Here is a 24,622-nt window from a genome sequence, read left to right as displayed (position 1 = left end):
CTACGGTTCATGAGTGAGTGACTCGCCTGTCGACCCTCGTGACCTCCGCGTCTCCGACGCCGAGCGGGAGCACGTGGTGACCCTCCTGCAGAAGGCCATCGGCCAGGGGCTGATCACGCTCGACGAGTTCACCCAGCGCACGGACAGCGCCCTCGCCGCCCGAACCAGGGCCGAGCTGAACGCGGTGCTGATCGACCTGCCGGGAATGACCCACAAGGACAGCGCGCCCCGGGACGTGCCCGCCGCGAAGCCCCGGCTGGAACTGCGCAACACGATGTCGAAGCTGAGCCGGACCGGTCGCTGGGCCGTGCCGCGCGAACTGGTCGTGCGCAACAAGATGGGGGCGTGCGACCTGGATTTCACCGACGCCCAGATCGAGCACGACGTGGTGGACATCGAGCTCGACGTGACCGCCGGCTCGGTGAAGCTGCTGCTGCCGCAGCACGCGACCGTGGACGTGGACGCCCTGGAACTGGCCGCCGGCAAGCTGGAGAACAAGGTCCCCGGCAACGCGACCGGCCAGCCCCACTTCGTGCTGCGGGGCATGGTGCGGGCCGGCTCGGTGACCGTGAAGCGGCCGACCTACATCCGGATCGGCTCCCTGCTGATCCGTTTCCCCTGGAAGGTCACCACCGAGTCGGACTGAGTCATGACACCATCGCGCGCACGGTGGCCTTGGCGTCGGTGGGGGTGTGCGAGACCAGCGCGGCCCGCGCGACCTGACGGTAGAAGTCCTCGGAGTGCTGGGCCAGGGCCGCGCCGACCTGGCGGACCGCGGCCGCGTTCATGGACAGGCTGCTGATCCCGAGGCCGACGAGGACGCCGGCGAGCACCGGGTCGCTCGCTGCCTCGCCGCAGACACCGGCGGGTTTGCCGGCTTCGTTGGCCGCCTTGCCGATCATCGCGATCAGGCGCAGCAACGCCGGCTGCCACGGGTCGTTCAAGGCGGCGACCGCGCCGAGCTGGCGGTCCGCGGCGAGGGTGTACTGCGCGAGGTCGTTCGTGCCGATGCTCACGAAGTCGACCACGTTCAGGATCTCGTCCGCGACGAGCGCGGCGGCCGGTACCTCGATCATCACGCCGGCACGGGTGACGCCGGCTTCGTGCGCGCGGTCGGCGAACCACGCGGCTTCCTCGACCGTGGCGACCATCGGGGCCATCACCGACAGCTGAACCCCGGTCTCCTCGGCGGCGGCCACGATCGCCTCGAGTTGGCGTTCCAGCACCTCTGGCCGCTGCCTGCCCACGCGAATGCCGCGGACACCCAGTGCCGGGTTGGGTTCCGGGTCCGGGCTCAGGAACGCCAGTGGCTTGTCCGCGCCCGCGTCCAGGGTTCGGACGATGATCGGTTTCCCGTGAAACGGCGCCAGGACCGCCGCGTACGCCTTGCGTTGTTCGTCGACCGACGGTTCGTCGGTCGCGGCGAGATAGCAGAACTCGGTCCGGAACAAGCCAACGCCTTCGGCACCGGCGTCCGCGGCGGCTTGCGCGTCCTTGGCCGAGCCGACATTCGCGAGCACCTTGATCCGCATACCGTCCGAGAGAGCGCCGACCCCGTTCCATACCGCGGCGGCCGTGACTTCGGCGGCGAACGGCACCACCGGGCCGGTCGGGATCTCCACCGTGCCGACCTCACCGTCGACGACGAGATCCTTCGGCGCGGCGGCCAGCACGCCGTGCACCGCGACCACCGCGGGAATCCCCAACGACCGAGCCAAGATCGCGGTGTGGCTCGTCGGCCCGCCTTCCTCCGTGACGAGCGCGAGCACCATGGCGGGGTCGAGCACAGCCGTGTCCGCGGGCGCGAGGTCACGCGCCACGAGCACACTCGGCGCGGTCAGCTCGGGCACGCCAGGTGCCTGCACACCAAGGAGTTCCGCGACCAAACGGTCCCGCACGTCCTCGATGTCCCGGACGCGTTCAGCCATGTAACCGCCTGCCGCGCGCAACGCGTCGGCGAAGGTCGCCGCGGCATCGTGGACCGCGCGGGCCGCAGGGATCTGCTTCGTGGTGACCGACTGCTCGGCCTGGGTGCGCAACGAAGGGTCGGCCGCCATCATCGCGGTCGTCTCCAGCAGTTTCTTCGCCTCGCCGGAGGCCGCGTCGGCACGTTCCTGCAGGCGGGCCGCGACGAGTTCGGCGGCCGGTCCGATCCGGCCGGCTTCGGCGACGGGATCCGACGGTGGCGGGCCGGTGGGCGGCTCCCCGGGCGGTTCAGCGACCAGGACCACCGGACCTGCCGCCCGGCCGGGACTCACACCGACGCCACTCAGCATGATGACTGACACTACCCGGGTATTTCGTCGGCTGTCGGATAGGAGGGTTGGGCACCCCGTCGGGTGACGGAGACCGCGGCGACCCGCACCGCGAACCGGGCCGCGGTGGCGAGGTCGACGCCTTCGGCGAGCCTGGCGGCGAGAGCGCCGGTGAACGCGTCACCGGCGCCGGTCGTGTCCACAGCCGCCACCTGAGGTGACGGGATTTCCTGAACGCCGTCCGGCTCGATCACGAGCACTCCGCGAGCGCCCAATGTCACGACGGCCGATCGCGGGCCAAGATCCAACAACCGGCGTGGATCCGAATCCGGTCCGAGCAACTCGGCGGCCTCATGTTCGTTCACCACGACCGGGTCGAGGACAGCAAGCGTTTGCGGCGACAGTTCGGCAGGCGGCGACACGTTTACCACAACCCGAATGCCCTGCTCGGCCGCGAGCGCCACAGCATGCTCAATGGTCGGCAACGGAACTTCGAGCGAGGCCACGAGCACCTTGCCGCCGGCGATCCGGACATCCGCCGGACTCAGCGCGCTGTTCGCGCCGGGTGACACGAGGATGGAGTTCTCGCCGTCCGGCGTCAGGAATATGTACGCCACGCCGGTCGGCCGTTCCAGGTGACGAATGGACGCGGTGTCGATTCCGGCCGATTCCAGCGAATCCACCAACATCCGGCCATACGAGTCATGGCCGACCGCCGCCAGCAGCGAAACCCGCGCACCCAGTTTCGCGGCGGCCACCGCCGTGTTCGCGCCTTTCCCGCCGGGCAGCACCTCGGTATCCGACCCCAGCACGGTCTCGCCCGGACCCGGCCGCCGCGCGACCGAGACCACCAGATCGGCGTTTGCCGAACCAACCACCACCACGTCCGCGCGCACGAGGGATCACCCTGCCATGGACAGCGGCATGCAAGTGCATCTGCATGCGCATCTGTTAACAATTGCGGCTCCAAGTGGATACTCGATGCCACAATGTGAGAGAAGGTCGTGTATACCCGTCCGTGACGGGAAGAAGACCCTCGCCGCGACCATCATCGCGGTGTTGGGGTCCGGCCAGGTCCATCCTGGGCACAGCCGGACTTCTGTGTTGTCGGTGCCGGTCGTGTAGCCCCCCGAACGATCGGCACCGACAACACCCAAACCCACTCTAGAGAATTTCCTATACCAATTCCATCTCCCGTCGGGACTCAGCAGGGACCTCGCTGATTCCCGCGCGCGCCTGCAGGCGCCTGAGCGGTTTGGGCGCCCACCAGGCGGCATTGCCCAACAACCGCAGTACAGCGGGGACGAGCATCATCCGCACAACCGTGGCGTCGAGTACGAGAGCGACGATCATTCCCACGCCGACGAACCGCATCATGGACAGCTCGGACATGGCGAACGCGCCAGTCACGACGATCAGCAACAGCGCGGCTGCGCTGATCATCCGTCCGGTCCGCACCAACCCGGTCCGCACCGCGTCCGGCGTGCTCATCCCGGCGTGCCGGGCCTCGATCATCCGGGACAGCAGGAACGTCTCGTAGTCCGTGGACAACCCGAACACCACGGCCCCGATCAGCACGAACATCCCCGCCTGCAGCGGTTCCGGGGTGACATTCAGCAGCCCGGCGCCGTGCCCCAACTGGAACACGAAGACCAGCACGCCGTAGGTCGCCGACAGGCTCAGCGCGCTCATCACCACCGCCTTGACCGGCAGCAGGACCGATCCGAACGCCAGGAGCATCAGGATCAGCGTCGCCCCGACCAGGATCACGATCATCCACGGCATGTTGTCCACGATCGCCTGGTTGCCGTCCATCACCTGGGCCGCGAACCCGCCGACGAGCACAGTCGCCCCGTGCGGCGGCGGCAACCCACGCAGCCCGTCGATCGCCGCGTGCGCCTCGGAGCTCACTGGATCACCGGTCAGCTGGGCGTGGATCAGTGTCATGTCGCCCTTGGCGCCGACGACCGCTGCCCGCGTGACTCCGGGCACGCCGCTGACCTGCGTGACGAACGCGGGGTCGGCACTGCCCTGGACCACGATGTCGACCCCGTTGTTTCCGGCGGCGGGGAAGTTGGCGCTGATCGTCTCGAACGCCTGCCGGGTCGGATCGCCCGGCGGCAACTGCTTCTCGGTCACCGCGCCGAAGCTCAGCGAGCCGAACGGCACAGCCAGTACCAGCAGGACAGCCACGATGGGCAACGCGAACACCAGCGGCTTACGCAGCACGGCCCCGCCGAGCCGGGCGAGCCAACGAGAGTCGCCGCCGGTGTTCCGCCGCCACGGCAAGGAGAGCTTGTCCACTCGCGGCCCGAGAATGCCCAGCAGGGCGGGCAGGAGCGTCAGCGAGACGACGGCGGCGATGGCGACCGCGGCCATCCCGCCGTACGCCATCGACCGCAGGAAGTCGAGGGGGAACACCAGCAGCCCGGCCAACGCGATGACCAGCAGGGTCGCCGAGAACGCGATGGTCCGGCCGGCCGTGGCGACGGTCCGGTGCACCGCCTGGGCCGTGGTCCGGCCTTCGGCGAGTTCCTCCCGGAACCGGCCGACCGCGAACAGCCCGTAGTCGATGGCCAGTCCGAGGCCGAGCAGGGTGGCCACGTTGATGGCGAAGTTGTTCACGTCGACGCCGTACGACAACGCGTTCAGCACTCCGAGGGCACCCATGATCGCCAGCCCGCCGACGAGCACCGGCAGGAGCGCGGCGACCACCGACCCGAAGATCAACAGCAGCAGCACGAGCACGATCGGCAGGGAGATCGCCTCAGCCTTGGTCAGGTCGGACTTGGACCGGTCGCCGATGGTCTTCGCCATGGCGGTGCGGCCGGCGACCTGTTCGGTCGCGCCGGGCACGGCCAGCTTGTCCCTGATCATGGCGAAGTTCGCCAGCCGGGTGTTCTCGTCGCCGACCAGGGTGAGGCTGACCATGCCGTAGCGGTGCGCCGGGTCGGTCAGCGCCGGGTTCTCCCAGTACGTCATCCGCTTGCCGACCACGTCCGCCGGCAGTGCGTTGACGACTCCGAGCACTTGCGGGGCCAGGTCGTCGACCGACTTGCCCGGTCCGGCGTCGTAGACCACCACGACGTCGGGTTGTCTCTGGCCGAAGGTCTGCTCGACGATCCGGGTGGCCTGCGCGGACTGGCTGGATTCGTCGTAGTACCCGCCCTGTTTCATCCGGTCGAACACACCGAGTCCCCAGAGCCCGCCGACGACGGCGAGCACCAGGACCGCCGCGACCACTGTCCAACGGCGGCGGTATGCCACCATTCCCCACCTGCTGAACACGTCCCGTTCCTCCCGTTCAGTGGTGCACGACGCTCGTCGTGACTAGCGTCTTCGTGAACGGTAAAAACTCTGGTAAACACCGTTCACTTGTCCCCGGTGTCACTGTACGGGCGAGTTAACGGTGTTTACAACCAATGGAGCCAAGCATGAGCGAGCCCACACGGCGCGAACGCGCGCGGGCGGCGACCGACCGGGAGATCCGACAGCAGGCACGAACGCTGCTCGTCCACGAAGGTCCGGACGCCGTCACGCTGCGCGCGATCGCCCGCCGGCTCGGGATCACGGCGCCCGCCCTCTACCGCTACTACGCGTCCCGCGAGGACCTGGTGTACCACGTCCGGATCGACATCTGCGCCGATCTCGCCGACGACCTGAGCACGGACCTGGCCGCGATCCCGGAGACCGACACAGTGGCCCAGGTGGTCACCATCTGCCGCGGCTTCCGCACGTGGGCGCTGGCGCATCCGCGTGAGTTCACGATGGTGTTCGCGTACCCGAACAGCCGGCCGCCGGAGCTGCAGACCGACCCGTTCGGGCGGATCTTCATGACGGTCGCCGGCCGGGTCCTGCTGACGAAGCAGATCACCCCGCCGCCCGACGAGACCGTGCCTGACGTCATGCGGCCCGACCTCGAACTGTTCCGGGCCGAGCTGCTGGCGACCATCGCCGATTCGGGCGTGGACGTGCCGGACGAAATCCTCACGCTCGGCACCGCCTACATGATCCTGCAGTTCTGGATCCGGCTGTACGGCCAGGTCGCCCTGGAGGTGTTCGGCCACTTCCCGCTCCTGGTGACCAACACCGACGGCTTCTTCGAGATCATGCTCGGCGAGCTGATCGCGGCCGCCGGGCTGCGAATCCAGTAGACGAGCCCGCCATGATGGCGGCATGCAGTCCTATGTCGAACGCCGCCGGGAGATCACCGAACGGGCCCGCGCACTGTCCGATCCGGACGACACGCTGACCGCGCTGTGGTCCGAGGATCCCGAACTCGCGATCGACATGGCCGAGGTGGTCAACCACCTGCCCACGTTGGTCCGCGCGCTGAACTCGGGCGTTGTCGACCTGCAGATCCGCGCGGCCGGGTCGAGCAGTATGCCTCGGCTTGACCCGGCGGTGCTGGTCGCGGCCCTGCCCGACCTGCCGATGGCGGTCCGTCGAGTGCTGTACCGCCGAATCAGATCCCGGCGCCTCACCCCCATGGCGAGCGCGCTCATCGAGGCGGTGCACGCCGCCCACGGTGTGTACGAGGCGGCCACGCTCCTGCCGTTGTGCGACACCGCGACGGTCGAACGCTGGCTGGCCGTACTGGAGCACGCGGTGAACCAGTCAGCCGTCGCCAAACGACACCCAGAACTCATGCTGACCCGTGCCGTCGAAGAACTCGCCGGGCTTGAGGTTCGGGACAACTGGTGGCGGCAGCGTGGCTACGCGTTGGACGAGGTGGTCGAGTACGCGCCCGCGCGGGTTCTCGACCTCATCGAGCGATACGGGCCCAGCACGTGGCTACCGTTCTCGGTCCGGTCCATGACACGGCTCGCGAAGGTCGACGCCAGCCGGTTCATCCAGCAGTTGGAGAACCGGAAGTACACCCTGGGCAAGCCGGCCTACCTGGCGCTCGTGGCCGCCGCTCCGGCGGAACTCGTCTGGCTGGGCCGCCAGGACCTGGTCAAAGTCCTGCGCGCCATGCCTCCGTCACAGCGCGCGGAGTTCTTCGACAAGGTCCACGCGGACAAGGACATGGCCCGCGTCGAAGTGCCTGAGGACGTACTCCGCCTGTTGCCGCGCGCTCGCCGCGCACAGGAGGCGCGACGGATGCGCGCGATCGCCGTCGAAACCGGCGACGAGACAACGGTGCACCAGCTGACCTCGTGCCTACCGTTCGACGAGGCAAGAGAAGACCTGATCAAGGTCACGCAGAGCGGCGAGGCCGACGACCGCGCGGACGGCTACGCGCTGCTGATCGACTGTGCCGCCAAGGACTTCCGACTGGTCGACTTGTTGCCGTGGCTGGTCGAACGGCTCAAACGCGAACAGAATCCGGTCCGGCTGGACGCGATCGAGGCCCTCGCCGCGGCCAGCCCACGCGCGTTCGGCGACGCGACCGAACTCACCCAGATCGCCACGGACGCTTTTGACGCCAGGGACTTCTCCACCGCCACCGGCGAGGCACTGGCCAGCCTCTGCGTGAAGTTGTTGATCCACAACGGGTCCCCGGTGGCGCTGGAGATACTGACCCGGTGGTGGCAGCGGACCGGCTGGTCCGCCATGGGCGGGCTCGGCCGGCAGCTGCGGCACGGGCAGGAGCACGACCTGTTCGCCGCGCTGAAGAACACCATCGCCACAGCGGCCGAGCAGGTCGACTTCGACCCCGCGTTCGCGCTGGCCCGTACCTTCGGACGACGCGCGTGGGCTATGCCTGACCTGCTGGAACTCGTGTGGTCGGCAATCCCGTGGGGCTTGGAGTACGCCTCCAGGGAGGCGATCAACCTGCTGCTGGCCGACCCCCGCGCCCGGAACGACCGCGTGCAGCGGATCCTGGATCTCGATCCCACCGCGGTGTTCCTGCCGAACGTGCTGGACGTCCTCCAGTACGCCCGGACCGACCTGCTGGAGGTCATGCTGGGCCAGGAGATCCCCGAGGGCACGTTCGCGCCGAAGAAGGTCCGGCTGATTCCGTTGCACCTCCGGGGAACCCGCCGCTGGCTGCCCACGCAACGGACTCGGTACGCCGAGCTGGTGATGTCCCTCGCCGACAGCGGCAAGCAGTCCCGGGAGACCCGGGCCCGCGCGGTCGAGACGCTCGGCACCATCCACGGCCCGGCCAAGCGGAACATCCTGCGCTACCTCGACTCCACGGACCAACTGGTCGCGCAGGCCGCGATCGGCCGCCTGCCGAACCAGGACGACCCGCTCGAAGCGCTGGACCTGTTGTTGGAACGCGCCCTCGGGGACAACCGCGGCCAGGCGGAACTGACCTCGATGTACACGATTCGCCAGTGCGCCCGGCGGGTCGCGCCCAGCCGGCTGGTCCCGAAACTCAGCGACGCCCTGGCGCGAGGCGGGCGGGTGACCGTGCGCAAGGAACTGGTCCGGCTGGTCAGCGACTTCCGGCTGCCCGACGCGGTCGGCATCCTGTGGAACGTCTGGGAAACCCCGAACCAGCACCGGGACGTCCGCGCGGCCGCCACGTTCGTCGCACTGTCCTGGTTGGACGACACCCGAGCCTGGGATCTGTTGCGAGCGGCCGTGTCCGGTCCGCGCGAAGTCAGCATGCAGGTCCTGCGCACGTATCCCTACGCGGTGCCGACCGAGCACCGGGCCGGGATCGCCGCGCTGATCCGGGAGGTCGCCGTCGGCCCGGACGACCAGCTGCGGTCAGCGGCGCTCGGCGCGATCGACAGCTGGGCCCAGTGGTATCCCGAGGCGGTCACCGTCCTTGCCCAAGCCGTGGTCAACCTGGACGAACGCGCGGGCTGGCAGGCCGCCGCGGGATCCTTGGGCTCCTTGGCGACGACACCCGCAGGCGAGGCCACCGCCGTCGAAACGCTGCACTTGTTGCTGCGGGGAGAAGGCCCGGACGCCGACGCGGAGCGGGACCGGCCGATGCTGCAACGCGCCCGCTCCATCACCGGCGTCATGACCCGTCGCTGGAGCTACCACCCGAGTCACCGGGCGCCGATGCGCCGGATCGCAGGCGAACTGGAGCGCTACGACCAGTTCCGAACCGAGACGGTCGAACTGGTGGCCACCACGATCGACGTGGAGAACGCCGGCCTGCTGGCGGATCTCCGCGACATCGAGCGGCTCGTCGAGGGCCGGCCGCAGCTGGCCACGCGCGTCGGCCAGCAGCTCAGGCAGCCTTACCGAACCGCCGCGTTCCTGCTGGCAGCCACCGGCGAACTCACCAACGGCCATCTCATGACCGGCATCCTCGCCGCCCAAGGCAGCCGCATGGGCTGGCCCGAACCATGGCGTGACCTGCTGCGAGGGCTGCGCCGGCACACCGATCCGAGTGTCCGCGACGCGGCCCTCGCGATCATGACCGCGACCGAGTAGTCACAGCACAACATTGACCAGACGGCCGGGGACGACGATCACCTTGCGTGGCTCGTTCCCGTTCGTCAGCGCCACGATCTTGTCGTCCGCCAGGGCCGCCGCGCGCACGTCTTCCTGGCTCGCGTCGGCGGGGACGACCACCCGCGAGCGCACCTTGCCGTTGACCTGGACCGGGTACTCCACGGTCTCGTCGACCAGGTAGCGCTCGTCCGCGACCGGGAACGGCCCGTGGACCAACGAGTCGGCGTGGCCCAGCCGCGACCACAGCTCCTCGGCGATGTGCGGGGCCAGCGGCGCCAGCATCAGCACCAGCGGTTCGGCCAGCGCGCGCGGAGTTCCCGCCGTCGAGCTGTACGTCTTGGTGACGTGGTTGTTCAGCTCGATCAGCTTGGCGCCCGCCGTGTTGAACCGCATCTCCAAGTAGTCGTCGCGGGCTCCCGCGATCGCCTTGTTCAACTGCCGCAGGTCGTCCTCAGTCGGCTCGTCCCCAGTCACCCGGACGGCACCGGTGACCTCGTCGACGACATTGCGCCACAGGCGCTGCAGGAACCGCTGGGCGCCGACGACGTCCTTGGTCGCCCACGGCCGCGAGACCTCCATGGGGCCCATCGACATCTCGTAGAACCGGAACGTGTCCGCGCCGTACGTCTCGCACATCTCGTCGGGCGTGACCACGTTCTGCTCGGTCTTGCCCATCTTCCCGTAGGTCTGCGTGACCTGCTGGTCCTGGTGGAAGAACTTGCCGTCCCGCTCAACGACCTCGGCTGCCGGCACGTACTGCCCACGCGAGTCCTGATACGCGTACGCCTGGATGTACCCCTGGTTGAACAGCCTCCGGTACGGCTCGGGCGACGTGACGTGCCCCAGGTCGAACAGGACCTTCTGCCAGAAGCGCGAGTACAGCAGGTGCAGCACCGCGTGCTCGACACCGCCGATGTACAGGTCCACGCCACCCGGGTCCTGCGCGCCGAACTTCTCCGTACGCGGCCCCAGCCAGTAGCGCTCGTTCTCCGCGGCGACGAACCGCTCGGCGTTGTTCGGATCCACGTATCGCAGCTGGTACCAGCACGACCCGGCCCAGTTGGGCATGGTGCTGGTGTCCCTGCGGTACCGCTTGCGGCCGTCGCCCAGGTCCAGCTCGACGTCGACCCACTCGGTCGCGCGGGACAGCGGCGGCTGCGGATCGGTGTCCGCGTCCTCCGGCTCGTAGGTGGTCGGGGAGTAGTCGTCGACCTCGGGCAGCTCCAGCGGCAGCATCGACTCGGGCAGCGGGTGGGCCACGCCGTCCTCGTCGTACACGATCGGGAACGGCTCGCCCCAGTAGCGCTGCCGGGAGAACAGCCAGTCCCGCAGCTTGTACTGGATGGTGCCGCGACCGTGGCCGTGCTCCTCCAGCCAGACGATGATCGTCTTCTTGGCCTCGTCGATCGCCATGCCGTCCAGGAAGCCCGAGTTCATCGCCGGGCCCTCACCGGTGTACGCCTCGCCGTCGAAGCCCTCACTGGGTTCGACGGTCCGGATGATCGGCAGGCCGAAGGCGGTGGCGAAGTCCCAGTCGCGCTGGTCCTGGCCGGGCACGGCCATGATCGCGCCGGTGCCGTAGCCCATCAGCACGTAGTCCGCGATGAAGACCGGGATCTGCTTGCCGTTCACCGGGTTCGTGGCGTAGGCGCCGACGAACACCCCGGTCTTGTCCTTGTTCTCCTGCCGGTCCAGGTCGGACTTCATCGACGCGGCCCGGCGGTACGCCTGCACCGCGTCGGCCGGCGTGGCCTCGCCCCCGGTCCACCGACTGTCCACATCGGACGGCCATGACCGGGCGGCCAACTGGTCGACCAACGGGTGTTCCGGCGCCAGGACCATGTAGGTCGCGCCGAACAGCGTGTCCGGCCGGGTGGTGAAGACCTCGATCCCCGCGGCGCCGGCGGCGAACGTGACCCGGGCGCCGTGCGAGCGGCCGATCCAGTTGCGCTGCATCGCCTTGATCTTGTCCGGCCAGTCCAGCCGGTCCAGGTCGTCGATCAGCCGGTCGGCGTACGCGGTGATCCGCATCTTCCACTGCCGCAGGTTGCGGCGGAACACCGGGAAGTTGCCGCGCTCGCTGCGGCCGTCCGCGGTGACCTCCTCGTTGGAGATGACCGTGCCCAGGCCGGGCACCCAGTTCACCGGCGCGTCGGACAGGTACACCAGCCGGTGCGAGTTGATGATCTCCTGCTGCTCGCCGACGGTCAGCTCGCACCAGCCGCGGCCGTCCGGGGTGCGCCGCTTGTCCTGGGCGTACTCGGTGACCAGCTCGCCGATCGGCCGGGCCCGGTCGGCCCTGGCGTCGTACCAGGAGTTGTAGATCTGCAGGAAGATCCACTGGGTCCAGCGGTAGTACGCCGGGTCGATGGTGGAGATCCGGCGCCGCTCGTCGTGCCCCAGGCCCAGCCTGCGGATCTGCCGCAGGTAGGTGTTGATGTTGTCCTCGGTGGTCTTGCGCGGATGCTCGCCGGTCCGGATGGCGTACTGCTCGGCGGGCAGGCCGAAGGCGTCGAAGCCCATCGTGTGCAGAACGTTACGGCCCAGCATCCGGTAGTAGCGGGCGAACACGTCCGTGCCGATGAAGCCCAGCGGGTGCCCGACGTGCAGCCCGGCCCCGGACGGGTACGGGAACATGTCCTGCACGAACATCTTGTCGTCGGGCACGGGTCCGTCGGCCAGGTCACCGACCGGGTTCGGCGCGTGGTAGGAGCCGTTCTGCGCCCAGAACTCCTGCCACTTGCGCTCGATCTCCCCGGCCAGCGCGGCCGTGTAGCGGTGCGCTGGTACAGCTTCAGCGGCACTCTCGCTCATCTGCGAGTCCTTCCGTGTCGGCCCCGAACAAACGCGAAACCCCTCAGCCCGGTGTTCGGGCATGAGGGGTTGCCGCGCCAACCTGTCTCTATGTGGTCAGCGCGGCCGGCTAAGAAGCAGGCGGGCCGTGCCCATGTCACCGAGGATAGCGGACCGCCAAAGCGACTATCTGTGTGACCTGGCTGGCCGCGAAGTTGTCGTCGCTGACCAGCAGCAGTGTCCGCTCCCCGGACTGCAGCCGCGGGCCCCACGTGATCCCCTCGATGTTGTCCACAGTGGAGGGTTTCAGGTCGGCGACGTCCGCGATCAGACGCTTGTGCATGGGCCGGACGTTCTTGGCCGTCGCCAGCGAGTCGACGTTCAGCACATTGGTGGCGCCGACCGTGCTGGCCTCGTAGATCCGGACCTTGTTGCCGACACCTGCGACGAACGCCCGCTCGACCATGAGGAACCGGGTCGGGTCGAACTGGTCGACCGCGACCATCGCGGACACACCGTTGTTCGCCGAACCGGTCGGCGGGACCGGCGTGGCGAAGATCGGCTCCTGCGGGTACGCGTACTGGGCGAGGACGTGGCCGGTCCGCGTCTGGACAGTCACCCGGGACAGCGCCCCCTGGCTGGGTGTCGCCACCGGGCCGTCCTGGATCAGCGGCGACTCCATCGAGCTGACAACGAGCGTCCCGGCCGCCGCGTACGTCAGACCCTCCAAGGTCAGGTTCTGTCGCGGCCCACGGTCCTCGGCCGACATGTGCTCGTTCGCCGGGAGCGGCAGCTCGTTGACGAACTTCCCGTCGCGGGCGGCGTTGCGGATCGACGGGTCGATGAGCACGCCAGGCTTGCGTTCGCCCTCCTGGCTCCAGGTGTAGCGGCCGGTCCACGGATCCACCCGGATGTCCTCGGGATCCACGCCACCGTTCGGGTACGTGGTCCCGTCCGGCCGGAGGAACGGGCGGGTGCCGGTGAACGTGACCGGACCGAGCCCGGCCGACGTCACCGGGATGCGAGCGGTGTAGAACCGCGCCGGGTTGACCGCCGACCGGTCGTCGCTGATGAAGACGTACTCGCCGGTGCACGGGTCGCGGTCGATACCGGACAGGCCACCGACCGTGGTCCCTTGGAACTGCAGCAGGTGCGGCACGATCTGCTCGCCGAGCAGGCGGACGTTCGATGTGGCAGCGGCGGCGGGACCGGCCAGCAGGCCGGTCGCGGCCAAGGCGGCGGCACTCGCCGCGACTAAGCGTCTGGGCATGGCGTGTAGCACATCCAACGAGGGTGTCTGACAGGTGAAGGACACCTGACACTTACCATCGCATTCGTGATCGGAGCTATCGCCCTCGCCGCCGTCGGGCTCCTCGTGGCCACCGTCGGCCTGCTCGGCCTGCTGGAACGGCTGCCGATGAACCGGTTCGCCGGAGTCCGCACCACGGCGACCATGCGGGACGCGGAAACGTTCCGGATCGGCAACAAGGTCGCCGGCCTCCCGGTCCTCGTCGCCGGCATGGTCGGCGTGATCGGCGGGGTGCTCGGGCTGGCGACCCTGATCGCGACCATCGTCGCCGCGGCCGGCATGGTGGCGATCACCGTCGCGGGCGGCGTCCTCGGCCACAAGGCGGCCCTGGCCGTCCCCGAGCCGGCGAAAGAGCTGCCCGCCGGCTGCGCGGGCTGCGCCTGCGGGAACTGCGGCGTCAAGAAGCTAGTTCAGTCGGACGTCGCCAGGGTGAGTGGCCAGTAGCGCCACCGGCATCCCCTGCCGGCGCAACACCCGCCCCCACAGATCCTGGTCAGGCGACGCCAACACGTCGTTCGGCAGTGCCGGCACCACGATCCAGTCACCCCGTTCGATCTCCCCGGCCAACTGGTCCACATCCCACCCGGCATACCCGGCGAACACCCGCAACCCCTTCACCTTCGGCGCGAGCTGATCCGGATCGGCGTCCAGGTCCACCAGCGCGACCGGCCCACGAACACTGATCACCCCCTTAAGGCTCGCCGCGTCCTCACCAGTCCGAAGCGCGGCCAGGCACAACGCCGTCTTCTGCTCGACCGGCCCGCCCACGAACAACGACTGCGGCAAACTGACATGCGGCCCCCAAGCCGGCAGCACATCGTGCACAGGCACATCACTCGGCCGGTTCAGGACAACCCCGAGCGTGCCCTCACCCCGATGGTCGATGATGTAGACCACCGTCCGGCGGAAATTCGAGTCGACCAGGCTCGGTGCCGCGACCAGCAGCGTTCCTGGCTCAACGTCAGCATCGGGTCGCACAACGCACATGATCCCATCAGCCCCGGGAACAACACGAGCACACCGCACGTTGTGACGTCGGGTCGGTACGTCAACGTGTCCCCCGGGCTCAACCACAAAGAGCCTTCGTGGAATATTCGCTGCCGGCCCTGCGTGCGGCTGTCGCCGCCTCACCTTCCAACCCGCTCGCCACCCACCCCCCGCTGGTCCCACTTCACCGCCCTGCACACTCCCGCTCTCGCCGCTCCCCAGCCCGGTCACCGCGCACCTCCAGTCGCTTTCGGCACCTCACCGCCAGCACCAGTTGCGGCTTCGTCGCCTCGCTCTCCAGCCCGCTCGCCACCCAGCTCACTGCCGGCCCTGCGTGCGGCTATCGCCGCCTGGTCTTCCAGCCCATTCGCCACCCACCCCGCCGCTGCGCATTTTCGCCGCCCTGCCCACACGTGGTTCTCGCCGCCTCACTCCCAGACTGGTCACCACGCACTTCCGGCTGCTGTCTCCACCTCGCCGCCAGCCCAGATGTGGCTTCGCCGCCGCTTTCCAGCCTGGTCACCGCCACTTCCGGTCGCTGCCAGCAGCTCAGCGTCAGCCTCCCGGGCTTCGTGCCATTTCACCTTTCAGCTCGCTGACCGCCTGCCTCTGGCCGCTGTCTGCACCTCATCGCCCGGCTCTCGCCGCCTCACTTCTCAGCCCGCTCACTGCCCTCTGGTCGCTGCACCCGACCGGCCCCCGGTGCAGGTCGCGCCGCTTCGCCTTCCGGCCCGCGCATCACCCACCTCTGGCTGTTGCAGCTCGCCCCATCCACCAGGTCCGTGCGCGGCTCGGGCCGCCTGCCGATCCCCGCCTCTGGTCGCCGTGCCCCCAGCTACCGGGCCTCGTGCTGCTGGCACCGCCTGAGCTACCCGCTTCTGGCCCTGGCGGCGCCTCGCTGGCGGCTTTGTGGGTGGCTCGTCTGGCGTCTGGTTGCTGTTCTCTTCTTGTTTTTATGTTTTGTCCTGGTGGTGGGGGCTGTCTGTTTGCTGTCTTCAGTACGCTGAGCGCTCGTGACGGCGGTTGTCGAGGACAAGCATCGGGTGCCGGTTCGGCTGTTGCTGGCTCGTCGGGATTTTCGCCGGCTTTTGTACTGCAGGTTTTCTTCCCAGTGGGGGGATGGGCTCTTTCAGACCGGGCTCGCTGGGGCTGTTCTGTTCAATCCGGAGCGTGGTGCCGATCCGTTGACCATCGCGACGGGGTTCACCGCGCTGCTGCTTCCTTACTCCGTTGTCGGGCCGTTCGCGGGGGCCTTGCTGGACCGGTGGGATCGGCGGCGGGTGCTTGTGGGCGCCAACCTGCTGCGGGGTGTTCTGGTCGTCACGGCCACGGTCGGGTTGCTCAGCGGGGCGAACAGCAACTTGTTGTTCCTGCTGTCGCTGTTCGTTCTCGGGGTCACCCGGTTCACCGGGTCGGGGTTGTCGGCCGCGTTGCCGCACGTGGTGCCCGGACAGAACATCATCCAGGCCAACTCGTTCGCCGTGACTCTCGGCTCGATCATGGCCGTGGTCGGCGGTGGGTGCGCGATCGGGCTGCGGAAGTTGTTCGGCGAGGGTGACACCGGGTCGGGGATCACCACGTCGTTCGCTGTCATCGGGTGTGTGCTGGCCGCGTTCTTCGCGATCAGGTTCGCCCGTGGCCGGCTCGGACCGGACGAAGTGGACGAACCCGCGGCGACCATGCTCGCGGTGGCTCGTGGCCTGATCGACGGCGGACGGGCGGCTTGGCGGGCGCCGCGCGTGGTGGCTGGGCTGGTCGCGTTGATCGCACACCGCGCGTCGACGGGTGTCGCGCTGCTGATGGCTGTGTTGCTGATGCGGTACTACTTCCACGACTACGGCCCGTTGAAGGCCGGTCTGGCCGGGTTGGGGGAGATCGCCGCGGTCGTGGGGGTGGCGATCTTCATCGCCGGCGTGATCACACCGAGGCTCGTCACCCGGTTCGGCCAGAACCGCGTCATCGTGGCGTCACTGCTGGTGGTGGCCGCCGCGATGCTCGGCCTCGGCCTGCCGATGACCCTGCCGTCCGTGCTGGGCGCCGCGTTCCTGCTGTTCGGCGGGAGCCAGGTGACCAAGCTGTGCGTGGACGCGACCATCCAGACCGACGTCGGCGACGAGTCCCGCGGCCGCGTCTTCGCCCTCTACGACACGCTGCTCAACATCACCCAGGTGGCGGCCATCGCGTTGGCCGCCACCGTGGTGCCGGACAACGGCCACTCACCCGGCCTGATCATCGGGATCGTGGTCATCTACCTGCTCGGCATCGTCGGCTACCTGCTGGCCATCCGCCGGGTACGGGCCTAGCCCCTGGGTGCGCGCCCAGGCGAACAGCTCGGCCACGGCGTCGTCGTGGTCCAACGGGCCGCGGTCCAGCCGCAGGTCCTTGAGGAACTTCCACGCCTTGCCGACCAACGGCCCGGCCGGGATGCCGAGCAGCCGCATGATCTCGTTGCCGTCCAGGTCCGGCCGCACCCGGGCGAGGTCCTCCTCGGCCGCGATCCGCGAGATCCGAGCCTCCAAGTCGTCGTACGACCGCTGCAGCGCCTGCGCCTTGCGCCGGTTGCGGGTGGTGCAGTCCGCTCGCACGAGCTTGTTCAACCGGTCCAGCAACGGGCCGGCGTCGGTCACGTACCGGCGGACCGCCGAGTCGGTCCACTCACCCTTGCCGTACCCGTGGAACCGCAGGTGCAGGAACACGAGGTCGGCGACGTTCTCGATGATCTCCTTGGAGTACCGCAACGCCCGCAAACGCTTGCGGACCATCTTGGCGCCGACCACCTCGTGGTGGTGGAACGAGACCCCGCCGCCGGGGATGTGCCGGCGGGTGTCCGGCTTGCCGATGTCGTGCAGCAACGCCGCCAGCCGCAACACCAGGTCGGGCTCGGCCGACTCCTCCAGGTCGATCGCCTGCTCCAGCACCACGAGCGAGTGCTGGTAGACGTCCTTGTGCTGGTGGTGCTCGTCGATCTCCAACCGCATCGCCGGCACTTCCGGAAGGACATGCTGGGCGAGCCCGCTGTCGACCATCAGCTCGACACCAGCGCGCGGGTGCGCGCCACAGAGGAGCTTGGACAGCTCGACCTGGATCCGCTCCGGCGTGATCCGCTCGATCTGTTCCGCCATCGCCGTCATGGCCTCGACCACGCGTGGCGCGGCGGTGAAGCCGAGCTGGCTGACGAACCGCGCGGCCCTCATCATCCGCAGCGGGTCGTCCCCGAACGACTCCTCCGGCGCCGCGGGCGTGTCCATGACGCGCGCGGCCAGGCCGTCCATCCCGCCGTACGGGTCGACGAACTGCTTGGTGGCCAGGTTGACGGCCATCGCGTTGACGGTGAAGTCCCGGCGCTTGAGGTCGTCGGTGATCGAGTCGCCGAACCGCACCTCGGGGTTTCGGGTGACCCCGTCGTAGGCGTCCGCCCGGAACGTGGTGATCTCGCACGTCGCCCCGTTCTTGGTGAGGCCGACGGTGCCGAACTCGATGCCGATGTCCCACACCGCGTCGGCCCAGCCGGACACGAGTCGCATCACCTGATCGGGTCGAGCGTCCGTGGTGAAGTCGAGGTCGTTGCCCAGCCGGCCGAGCAGCGCGTCCCGGACGCTGCCACCGACCAGGAACAGGCTCTGACCAGCCTTGGTGAACAAGGCGGTCAGCTCGTCCGCGACCGGGGAGATCCGCAGCAGTTCCACCACCGCATTCTGCTTTGCCAGCATCGTCGACACGGCGAACCAGGCTAGTTGACGTCGCGACCCGATTACGATCGAGTTCATGTCCCCGGCATCCGGCCGTCCCAACGGCGCCCGCGGCGGGCGCCGTGGCCGGCGCCGGAGCAGACGCCTGACCACGGTCGACGAGACCTCGGCTGGCGGCCTGGTGGTCGACGAGGACCAGGTCAACGCGGTGATCATCGGGCGGTTGGACCGCAAGGGCCGGTTGCTGTGGTCGTTGCCGAAGGGACACATCGAGGAGGGTGAGACGCCGGAGCAGACGGCGGTGCGCGAGGTCCGGGAGGAGACCGGGATCACTGGTGAGGTGGTCCGGTCGCTCGGCTCGATCGACTACTGGTTCGTGGCGGAGAACCGGCGGGTGCACAAGACCGTGCACCACTATCTGCTGGTGGCGCAGTCAGGGGAGCTCTCCGACGAGGACACCGAGGTGACTGAGGTAGCTTGGGTCGCGCTTGATGATCTTGACGACCGGCTGGCGTACGCGGACGAGCGCCGATTGGTGCGCAAGGCCATGCAACTACTCTCCGAGTCGACACATCCCAGGCACGCACCAGCGCCTCGCGAGGGTGCCGTGCCGGATGGACTGGACGTGCCGAAGGGTCGAAAACCATGAGTCGGGTGCGGTCCGCCACCCACATCGTCCTCGCCGCGCTGGCCGCCGGCGCGTTCGCCGCCACCGGCTCGAGCGCGGCCGCCCAACAGCCGCCAACCGCGCTGGAGCCGCTGGTGGCGCCGATCGGGCTGGCTCCACCGCAGCCGGCCGACACCCCGTCCCGGGTACGGCTGGATGTCAACCAGCTCGCGCCGCGGGTGATCCGCACCGAGGGCGCGGTCACCGTGTCCGGGCGCCTGACCAACACCAGCGACCGACGCATCGAGGACATCGAGATCCGCCTGCAGCGCGGCGACCCGATCACCAACGACGGCAAGTTGCGCGACGCGATGCGCCAGGCGCCCGCGGCCGAGTTGGTCAAGCCGCAGTTCCAGCCGGTGCGCAGTGCGCTGGATCCGGGTGCCAGCACCGACTTCACGTTCAGCACCCCGGTGGACTCGCTCAAGGTCGACCAGCCGGGGGTCTACCCGGTGTTGATCAACGTCAACGGCCGGCCGGCGTACGGCGGTGTCGAACGCCTCGCGGGCCTGAACATCCTGCTGCCCGTGCTGCGCGGCGCCGCCCCGCCCGGCAAGACCGCCGGGGTGACCGTGTTGTGGCCGCTGGTGGACGACCACCCGCGAGTGGTGCAGCAGGTGGTGAACGGCAAGGCGGTGTTGACCGACGACGACCTGTCGACCTCGCTGTCGGTCGGCGGACGGCTCTTCGGGATGCTCAACGCCGTCGAGATCGCCACCAAGGACAACCAGTCCCTGCCGTCGTCGATCTGCTTCGCGGTGGACGGTGACCTGCTGGCGACCGTGAAGTCGATGTCCGAGGGCTACCAGGTGCTCGGCCCGACCGGCCAGGCCGCGCCCGGCAGGGGCAGGGACGCGGCTCAGCGCTGGCTCGACAATCTCCGGCAGCTGACCAAGGGCCAGTGTGTGATCGCGTTGCCGTACGCCGACGCGGACCTTTCCGCGTTGTCTCGCGCGGGCGTCGCGGACCTGACCAAGATCGCGGTCGAGCAGGGCTTCGCCAAGGTGGCGGAGGTGCTGCAGCCGGTCCAGCCGCAGCAGAACGTGCTGTGGCCGGCCGACGGCACGCTGGACCAGCGCGTTCTGACCGACATAGCGGGCAACCCGGTGACCGTCCTGACCAATCCGGACCGGTTGAAGGGGGTCGCCGGGTCGGCGCCGTTCGCGTTCGGGCAGCGCAACCGAGCTGTGCCGATCGACCAGCTGACCTCGCTGGCGCTGGCGGGCAACGCGTCGGGCCCGGTCTCGGTGCAGAACGGCCTGGCAGCTCTGGTGTTCCGCACGGCGCTGCAGCCCGGCCAGTCCGTGCTGGTCGCGCCGCCGCGCCGGTGGACCGCCCCGGCCAGCGAGCTGACCACGTTCCTGCAGACGGTCAGCCGCCTGTACACCGACAAGCTGGCCGCTCCGCAGGTGTTCCAGGGCCTGGCGACCGAATCGCCCGCGGGCACGGCCAGCGGCGTGGACTACCCCCAGCAGGACGCGGCGACCGAGCTGACCGGGCCGGTGCTGACGGACATCAGCCAGTCGCACGCGGTGGAGCGCGACCTGTTCGGCACGATGCGCCTGGACGACACGTTCCGCAAGGATCCGGACGACCTGATCAGCCCGATCCGGACCGGCCTGCTGCGGGCTGCCTCGAACTCGTGGCGCGCCAACCCGGACGGCGCCCTGCGCATGTCACGGAACGTCGGTGACCAACTGGACGCGATGCGCGGCCAGATCACGGTCAGCCCGCCGGGCCCGCCGATCACCCTGGCCTCGTCGGACAGCCCGTTGCCGATCCGGATCGGCAACGGCCTGCCGGTCGCGGTGTACGTCCGGTTCGTCGTGTCGGAGAGCGCTGGCATCAAGCCGGTGGACATCCCGGAGCGGCGGATCCAGGCCAACGGCTCGGCCACCGTGTTCATCCGGCCCGAGCTGCAGCGGGCCGGGAAGTTCACCGTCGACGTCAGTCTGACCACACTGGGCGGTGGCGTCTCGCTGGGAACCACGCAACGGTTCGAGCTTTCTTCGACGTCTTACGGCACCATCACTGTTGCGGTGACCAGTGTCGCCGGCGGTGCGCTGGTGCTGCTGGTCGGCCGACGGATCTACCGTCGAAACAAGCAGTCCAAGAGTGCCAAGGAGCAGAGCCCGGCTTGACCAGAGCGAGGACCAGCGTGCCCCCGGGTGGTGGCCGACAACCGACCAGGCGAGTGCATCCCCAGCAGCAGCGCCCCCAGCGTGCCGGGTCGCTGGCGCGCGCCACCGGCTCGATGGCGATCGCCACCCTGGTCAGCCGGATCACCGGGTTCCTGTGGAAGGTGATGCTCGCGGCGGTTGCCGCCCTCGGCGCGGTCAACGACTCGTTCACCGTGGCCAACACGCTGCCCAACATCGTGTTCGAGCTGCTGATCGGCGGTGTGCTGGCCAGTGTCGTCGTGCCGCTGCTGGTGCGCTCGCAGGACGACCCGGACGGCGGGTTGGCCTACACGCAACGGCTGCTGACGGTCGGCATGACCCTGCTGGCGGTCGGCACGGTGATCGCGGTCGCCTTGGCCCCGCTGTTCACCCGGCTGTACGTGGACGACTCGACCGGCCGGGCGAACGCCGACCTGGCCACCGCGTTCGCCTATCTGCTGCTGCCGGAGATCCTGTTCTACGGCCTGTTCGCGCTGCTGTCGGCGATCCTGAACGCCAAGCAGATCTTCGGGCCGACGGCCTGGGCGCCGGTGTGGAACAACGTCGTGGTGATGGCGACCATCGGCCTGTACGCGCTGATGCCCGGCGAGATCTCCCTCAACCCGGTGAAGATGAGCGACCCGAAGCTGTTGGTCCTCGGCATCGGGGTGACGCTCGGCATCGTGGTCCAGTCGCTGATGCTGGTGCCGGCGTTGCGCCGGTCCGGTTTCCGGTTCCGCTGGAACTGGGGGTTCGACGCGCGGCTGAAGGAGTTCGGCGGCCTGGGCCTGTGGGTGCTCGGCTACGTGGCGGTCAGCCAGGTCGGTCTGATCGTCAGCACCCGCGTGCTGACCGCGGGCGCGTCCGGCGGCGCGGCCATCTACAGCAACGCGTGGCTGCTTTTCCAGCTGCCGTACGGAGTCATCGGCGTCTCGTTGCTGACGGCGATCATGCCGCGGCTGTCCCGCGCGGCCGCGGATCACAACTACCGCAAGCTGATCGGTGACCTGTCGTACGCGAGCCGCCTGTCGGCGGTGATCCTGGTACCGATCTCGGCTGTGCTGACGGTTACTGGCACGTCCGTCGGCGTGGTGTTGTTCTCGTGGGGCCGTGGTGACATCGCGCAGGCCACGCGGTTGGGTGACGCGCTCGCCGTGTCCGCGTTCGGCCTGTTGCCGTACGCACTGGTCATGTTGCAGCTGCGGGTGTTCTACGCGATGAAGGACGCCAGGACGCCGACGTTGATCATGGTCGTGATGACCGCGGTGAAGATCCCGCTGCTGTACATGTGCAAGGCGATGCTGTCGCCGGAACACGTGGTCATCGGCGTACTCATGGTCAACTCGTTGAGTTACGTCGTCGGCGCGGTACTCGGACAATTGTGGCTTTGGGTACGTCTTGGACATCTCCGCACCCGACGGGTGGTAGGAGTCACGCTCTTCTCCGTCTTCGCCGGCGGCCTGGGGGTGGCGGCCGGCCTCGGGGTGGCCAGGCTGCTCGGCGGGGTACTGCCGGATTCCAACGCCGCCAAGGCTTTCCTCTCCCTGATCATCGAAGGCCTGGTGGCCGGCCTGGTGTCGTTCGGCGTGCTGGCGGCCCTCAAGGTGGAGGAGCTGAAACCGGCCACGGCGAAAATCACCCGTCTGATTCGCCGCCGGTGAGCCGGCACGACCGTCGCACGCCGAGGGTTTCCCGTAGTCTCGTGGCGAGGTATCCGTCGCGCGAGTAAGGGTGGCGCGGAGACGGGAGAGTGCGGTGACGATCAGGAGGACCGAGTACACCAACGGCGTGGCCGCACCGAGCGTCCGCGCGACCGGTGGTGACCTGCTTCCGGGCGGGGTCATCGGCGATGGTCGATACCGTCTGTTGGCTTCCTTCGGTGTGGATGTGCGCGGCAACGCGCATTTTTGGCGCGCCCGTGACGGCCAGCTGCGCCGGGACGTGGCGCTGACCGTGCTCGTCGGTGATCCGACGGACCGGGACGCGACGGTGGCCGCGCGCCGGACTTTGGAGCGCGCCGCACATGCCGCGCAGTTCACCAGCCCCGCGGTCTCCCGAGTGCTGGACGTCCTGGGCGTCGGCAGCGGCGTCGACCCCAGCGAAGGCGTCCTGGGTGTTGTGGTCGCCGACTGGGCGCAAGGCACCGACCTCGTCGACCTGATCGCCGAACACCCGTTGCCGGCGGGCACGGCCGCGCGCCTGCTCGAACCGCTGGCCATCGCCGTCGACCAGGCCCACCACGCCGGCCTGGTGCTCGGCGTCGACCACCCGCAACGGGTCCGGGTCGGCCCGGACGGTGCGCTGCGCCTGGCGTTCCCCGGTCCGTTGCCGCGCGCCACGCTCCAGGACGACGTGAAAGGCCTCGGCGCGGTCCTCTATCTGCTGCTGACCGGTCGTTGGGCGCTGCCCGGCGGCCCGCAGTCGATCCCCACGGCCCCGCTGGACCCGAACGGCGTGCCAGTCCTGCCGAGCCTCCTGCGCCACGACGTGCCGACCGAACTGGCCGAGCTGGCGGTGCGGAGCATCGCGGACGCGTCCATCGGCGGCATTCGGACCAGCTCGGCCGTGCTGCGTCTGCTCGAAGCGGTCGCGCACAGGGCGGAAATCCAGGAGCAGACCGAGCTGCTGAACCCGATCATCCCGGGCAGCGGCGGCGGGGACGCGACCACGGTCTGGACCACCCGGCCGGTGAAGGACGACGGTCGCCGCCGCAAGCTCGCCATCGGTGTCACGGCCTTGACGGTGGCCACGGTCGGCGTGCTCGCCTGGGTCGGCATGCAGCTGATCAGCCTGTTCAACGACGGCTCGACTCACAACACCGCCCAGCAGTACTCGGTGAGCCAGACGCCACCGCCGCCCGGCAGCGGCGGCAACCAGCCACAGGCCAACCCGCCGCCCGCCCCCAAGGTCGGCGCGCCGGTCAAGCCGAACAAAGTCCTGGTCTACGCGCAGAAAGGCGACGACAAGGACAACGCCGGCTCGGTCAAGCGACTGATCGACGACAACCCGAAGACCACCTGGAACACCGGCAAGTACAAGCAGCCGTTCCCGGCGATGCGCAGCGGCATCGGCATCATCGCGACCTTCGACGACGACACGAAGTTCGCGCAGGTGAGCGTCGACTCGCCGAGCGACGGCACGGTCGTCGAGATCCGGACCGCGCCCTCGGCCAACCCGAAACTCGAGGACACCAAGGTGATCGGCACCGCCACCCTGGTGAACGGCAAGACGGACATCCAGCTCGCGGCCGCGGACCCCACCAAGTACGTGCTGATCTGGATCACCAAGCTCGGTGTGAGCGACGACGACCAGAACGTCAGCCAGTTCCGGGAGATAACGTTCGCCCAGGCCCAGTAGGCGCGCGAGCCCAGGAAAACACTGTCGATATATTCTCC

Annotated in this window: 16 protein-coding genes; 9 read left to right on the top strand and 7 right to left on the bottom strand. The window is 69.0% G+C overall.

The genetic code is table 11. The features are described 5' to 3' along the window. The first annotated feature begins 13 nt into the window (after positions 1 to 13). Positions 14 to 646: a DUF1707 SHOCT-like domain-containing protein gene (locus EV192_RS02330; protein WP_132110601.1), complete on the top strand. Its 633-nt coding sequence runs from the start codon at positions 14 to 16 to the stop codon at positions 644 to 646. A 1-nt stretch (position 647) separates the two neighbouring features. On the opposite strand, the gene ptsP is transcribed toward EV192_RS02330, so the two are convergent. The 3 genes from ptsP to EV192_RS02315 form a co-directional block, all read right to left on the bottom strand. Continuing rightward, complete coding sequence (gene ptsP / locus EV192_RS02325; protein WP_132110599.1) at positions 648 to 2,276, bottom strand: phosphoenolpyruvate--protein phosphotransferase; 1,629 nt, start codon at positions 2,274 to 2,276, stop codon at positions 648 to 650. 11 nt (positions 2,277 to 2,287) lie between these two features. Continuing rightward, a complete protein-coding gene (locus EV192_RS02320; RefSeq protein ID WP_132110597.1) occupies positions 2,288 to 3,151 on the bottom strand; it encodes a ribokinase in 864 nt (287 codons plus the stop codon). Positions 3,152 to 3,431: 280 nt separating this feature from the next. After that, positions 3,432 to 5,543, bottom strand: a complete 2,112-nt coding sequence (locus EV192_RS02315) for an MMPL family transporter (RefSeq protein WP_207925862.1) — start codon at positions 5,541 to 5,543, stop codon at positions 3,432 to 3,434. A gap of 146 nt (positions 5,544 to 5,689) precedes the next feature. Between EV192_RS02315 and EV192_RS02310 the strand changes: the two genes are divergently transcribed. Continuing rightward, positions 5,690 to 6,409 (top strand): TetR/AcrR family transcriptional regulator, encoded by a 720-nt coding sequence (locus EV192_RS02310; protein WP_132110595.1) that lies wholly within the window; start codon positions 5,690 to 5,692, stop codon positions 6,407 to 6,409. A 22-nt stretch (positions 6,410 to 6,431) separates the two neighbouring features. Then, the gene (locus EV192_RS02305) at positions 6,432 to 9,602 is read left to right on the top strand and encodes a hypothetical protein (RefSeq protein WP_132110593.1); all 3,171 of its coding nucleotides are present in this window, start codon (positions 6,432 to 6,434) and stop codon (positions 9,600 to 9,602) included. On the opposite strand, the gene leuS is transcribed toward EV192_RS02305, so the two are convergent. Together leuS and EV192_RS02295 are read right to left on the bottom strand one after the other, a co-directional pair. Next, positions 9,603 to 12,437 (bottom strand): leucine--tRNA ligase, encoded by a 2,835-nt coding sequence (leuS, locus tag EV192_RS02300; protein WP_132110591.1) that lies wholly within the window; start codon positions 12,435 to 12,437, stop codon positions 9,603 to 9,605. A 136-nt stretch (positions 12,438 to 12,573) separates the two neighbouring features. After that, positions 12,574 to 13,686 carry an esterase-like activity of phytase family protein gene (locus EV192_RS02295; RefSeq protein WP_132110589.1) on the bottom strand — a complete coding sequence of 371 codons (1,113 nt, stop codon included), beginning with the start codon at positions 13,684 to 13,686 and terminating at the stop codon, positions 12,574 to 12,576. A gap of 66 nt (positions 13,687 to 13,752) precedes the next feature. Between EV192_RS02295 and EV192_RS02290 the strand changes: the two genes are divergently transcribed. Beyond that, a complete protein-coding gene (locus EV192_RS02290; RefSeq protein ID WP_424923330.1) occupies positions 13,753 to 14,169 on the top strand; it encodes an SdpI family protein in 417 nt (138 codons plus the stop codon). Here EV192_RS02290 and EV192_RS02285 read toward each other — a convergent pair. Beyond that, on the bottom strand, positions 14,131 to 14,712 hold the full coding sequence (locus EV192_RS02285) for a YqgE/AlgH family protein (RefSeq protein ID WP_165960172.1): 582 nt from the start codon (positions 14,710 to 14,712) through the stop codon (positions 14,131 to 14,133). The genes EV192_RS02290 and EV192_RS02285 overlap by 39 nt on opposite strands. Before the next feature lie 1,043 nt (positions 14,713 to 15,755). Here EV192_RS02285 and EV192_RS02280 point away from each other — a divergent pair. Continuing rightward, complete coding sequence (locus EV192_RS02280) at positions 15,756 to 17,015, top strand: MFS transporter (RefSeq protein ID WP_132112875.1); 1,260 nt, start codon at positions 15,756 to 15,758, stop codon at positions 17,013 to 17,015. On the opposite strand, the gene EV192_RS02275 is transcribed toward EV192_RS02280, so the two are convergent. Next, positions 16,929 to 18,422, bottom strand: coding sequence for a CCA tRNA nucleotidyltransferase (locus EV192_RS02275; RefSeq protein WP_243726697.1), 1,494 nt, complete (start codon positions 18,420 to 18,422; stop codon positions 16,929 to 16,931). The genes EV192_RS02280 and EV192_RS02275 overlap by 87 nt on opposite strands. Positions 18,423 to 18,477: 55 nt before the next feature. Here EV192_RS02275 and EV192_RS02270 point away from each other — a divergent pair, with 55 nt between their 5' ends. The 4 genes from EV192_RS02270 (at position 18,478) to EV192_RS02255 (ending at position 24,584) form a co-directional block, all read left to right on the top strand. Beyond that, complete coding sequence (locus EV192_RS02270) at positions 18,478 to 19,050, top strand: NUDIX hydrolase (RefSeq protein ID WP_132110583.1); 573 nt, start codon at positions 18,478 to 18,480, stop codon at positions 19,048 to 19,050. Next, positions 19,047 to 21,209, top strand: a complete 2,163-nt coding sequence (locus EV192_RS02265) for a DUF6049 family protein (protein WP_132110581.1) — start codon at positions 19,047 to 19,049, stop codon at positions 21,207 to 21,209. The genes EV192_RS02270 and EV192_RS02265 overlap by 4 nt, the downstream gene beginning before the upstream one ends. Next, positions 21,206 to 22,888 carry a murein biosynthesis integral membrane protein MurJ gene (gene murJ, locus EV192_RS02260; protein ID WP_424923329.1) on the top strand — a complete coding sequence of 561 codons (1,683 nt, stop codon included), beginning with the start codon at positions 21,206 to 21,208 and terminating at the stop codon, positions 22,886 to 22,888. The genes EV192_RS02265 and murJ overlap by 4 nt, the downstream gene beginning before the upstream one ends. A gap of 94 nt (positions 22,889 to 22,982) precedes the next feature. Then, on the top strand, positions 22,983 to 24,584 hold the full coding sequence (locus EV192_RS02255) for a protein kinase family protein (RefSeq protein ID WP_243726585.1): 1,602 nt from the start codon (positions 22,983 to 22,985) through the stop codon (positions 24,582 to 24,584). Positions 24,585 to 24,622 lie beyond the last annotated feature (38 nt).

Source organism: Actinocrispum wychmicini, from assembly GCF_004345645.1.
Taxonomy (GTDB): Bacteria; Actinomycetota; Actinomycetes; order Mycobacteriales; family Pseudonocardiaceae; genus Kibdelosporangium; species Kibdelosporangium wychmicini.
This window is presented reverse-complemented; position numbering and strand designations above follow the sequence as displayed.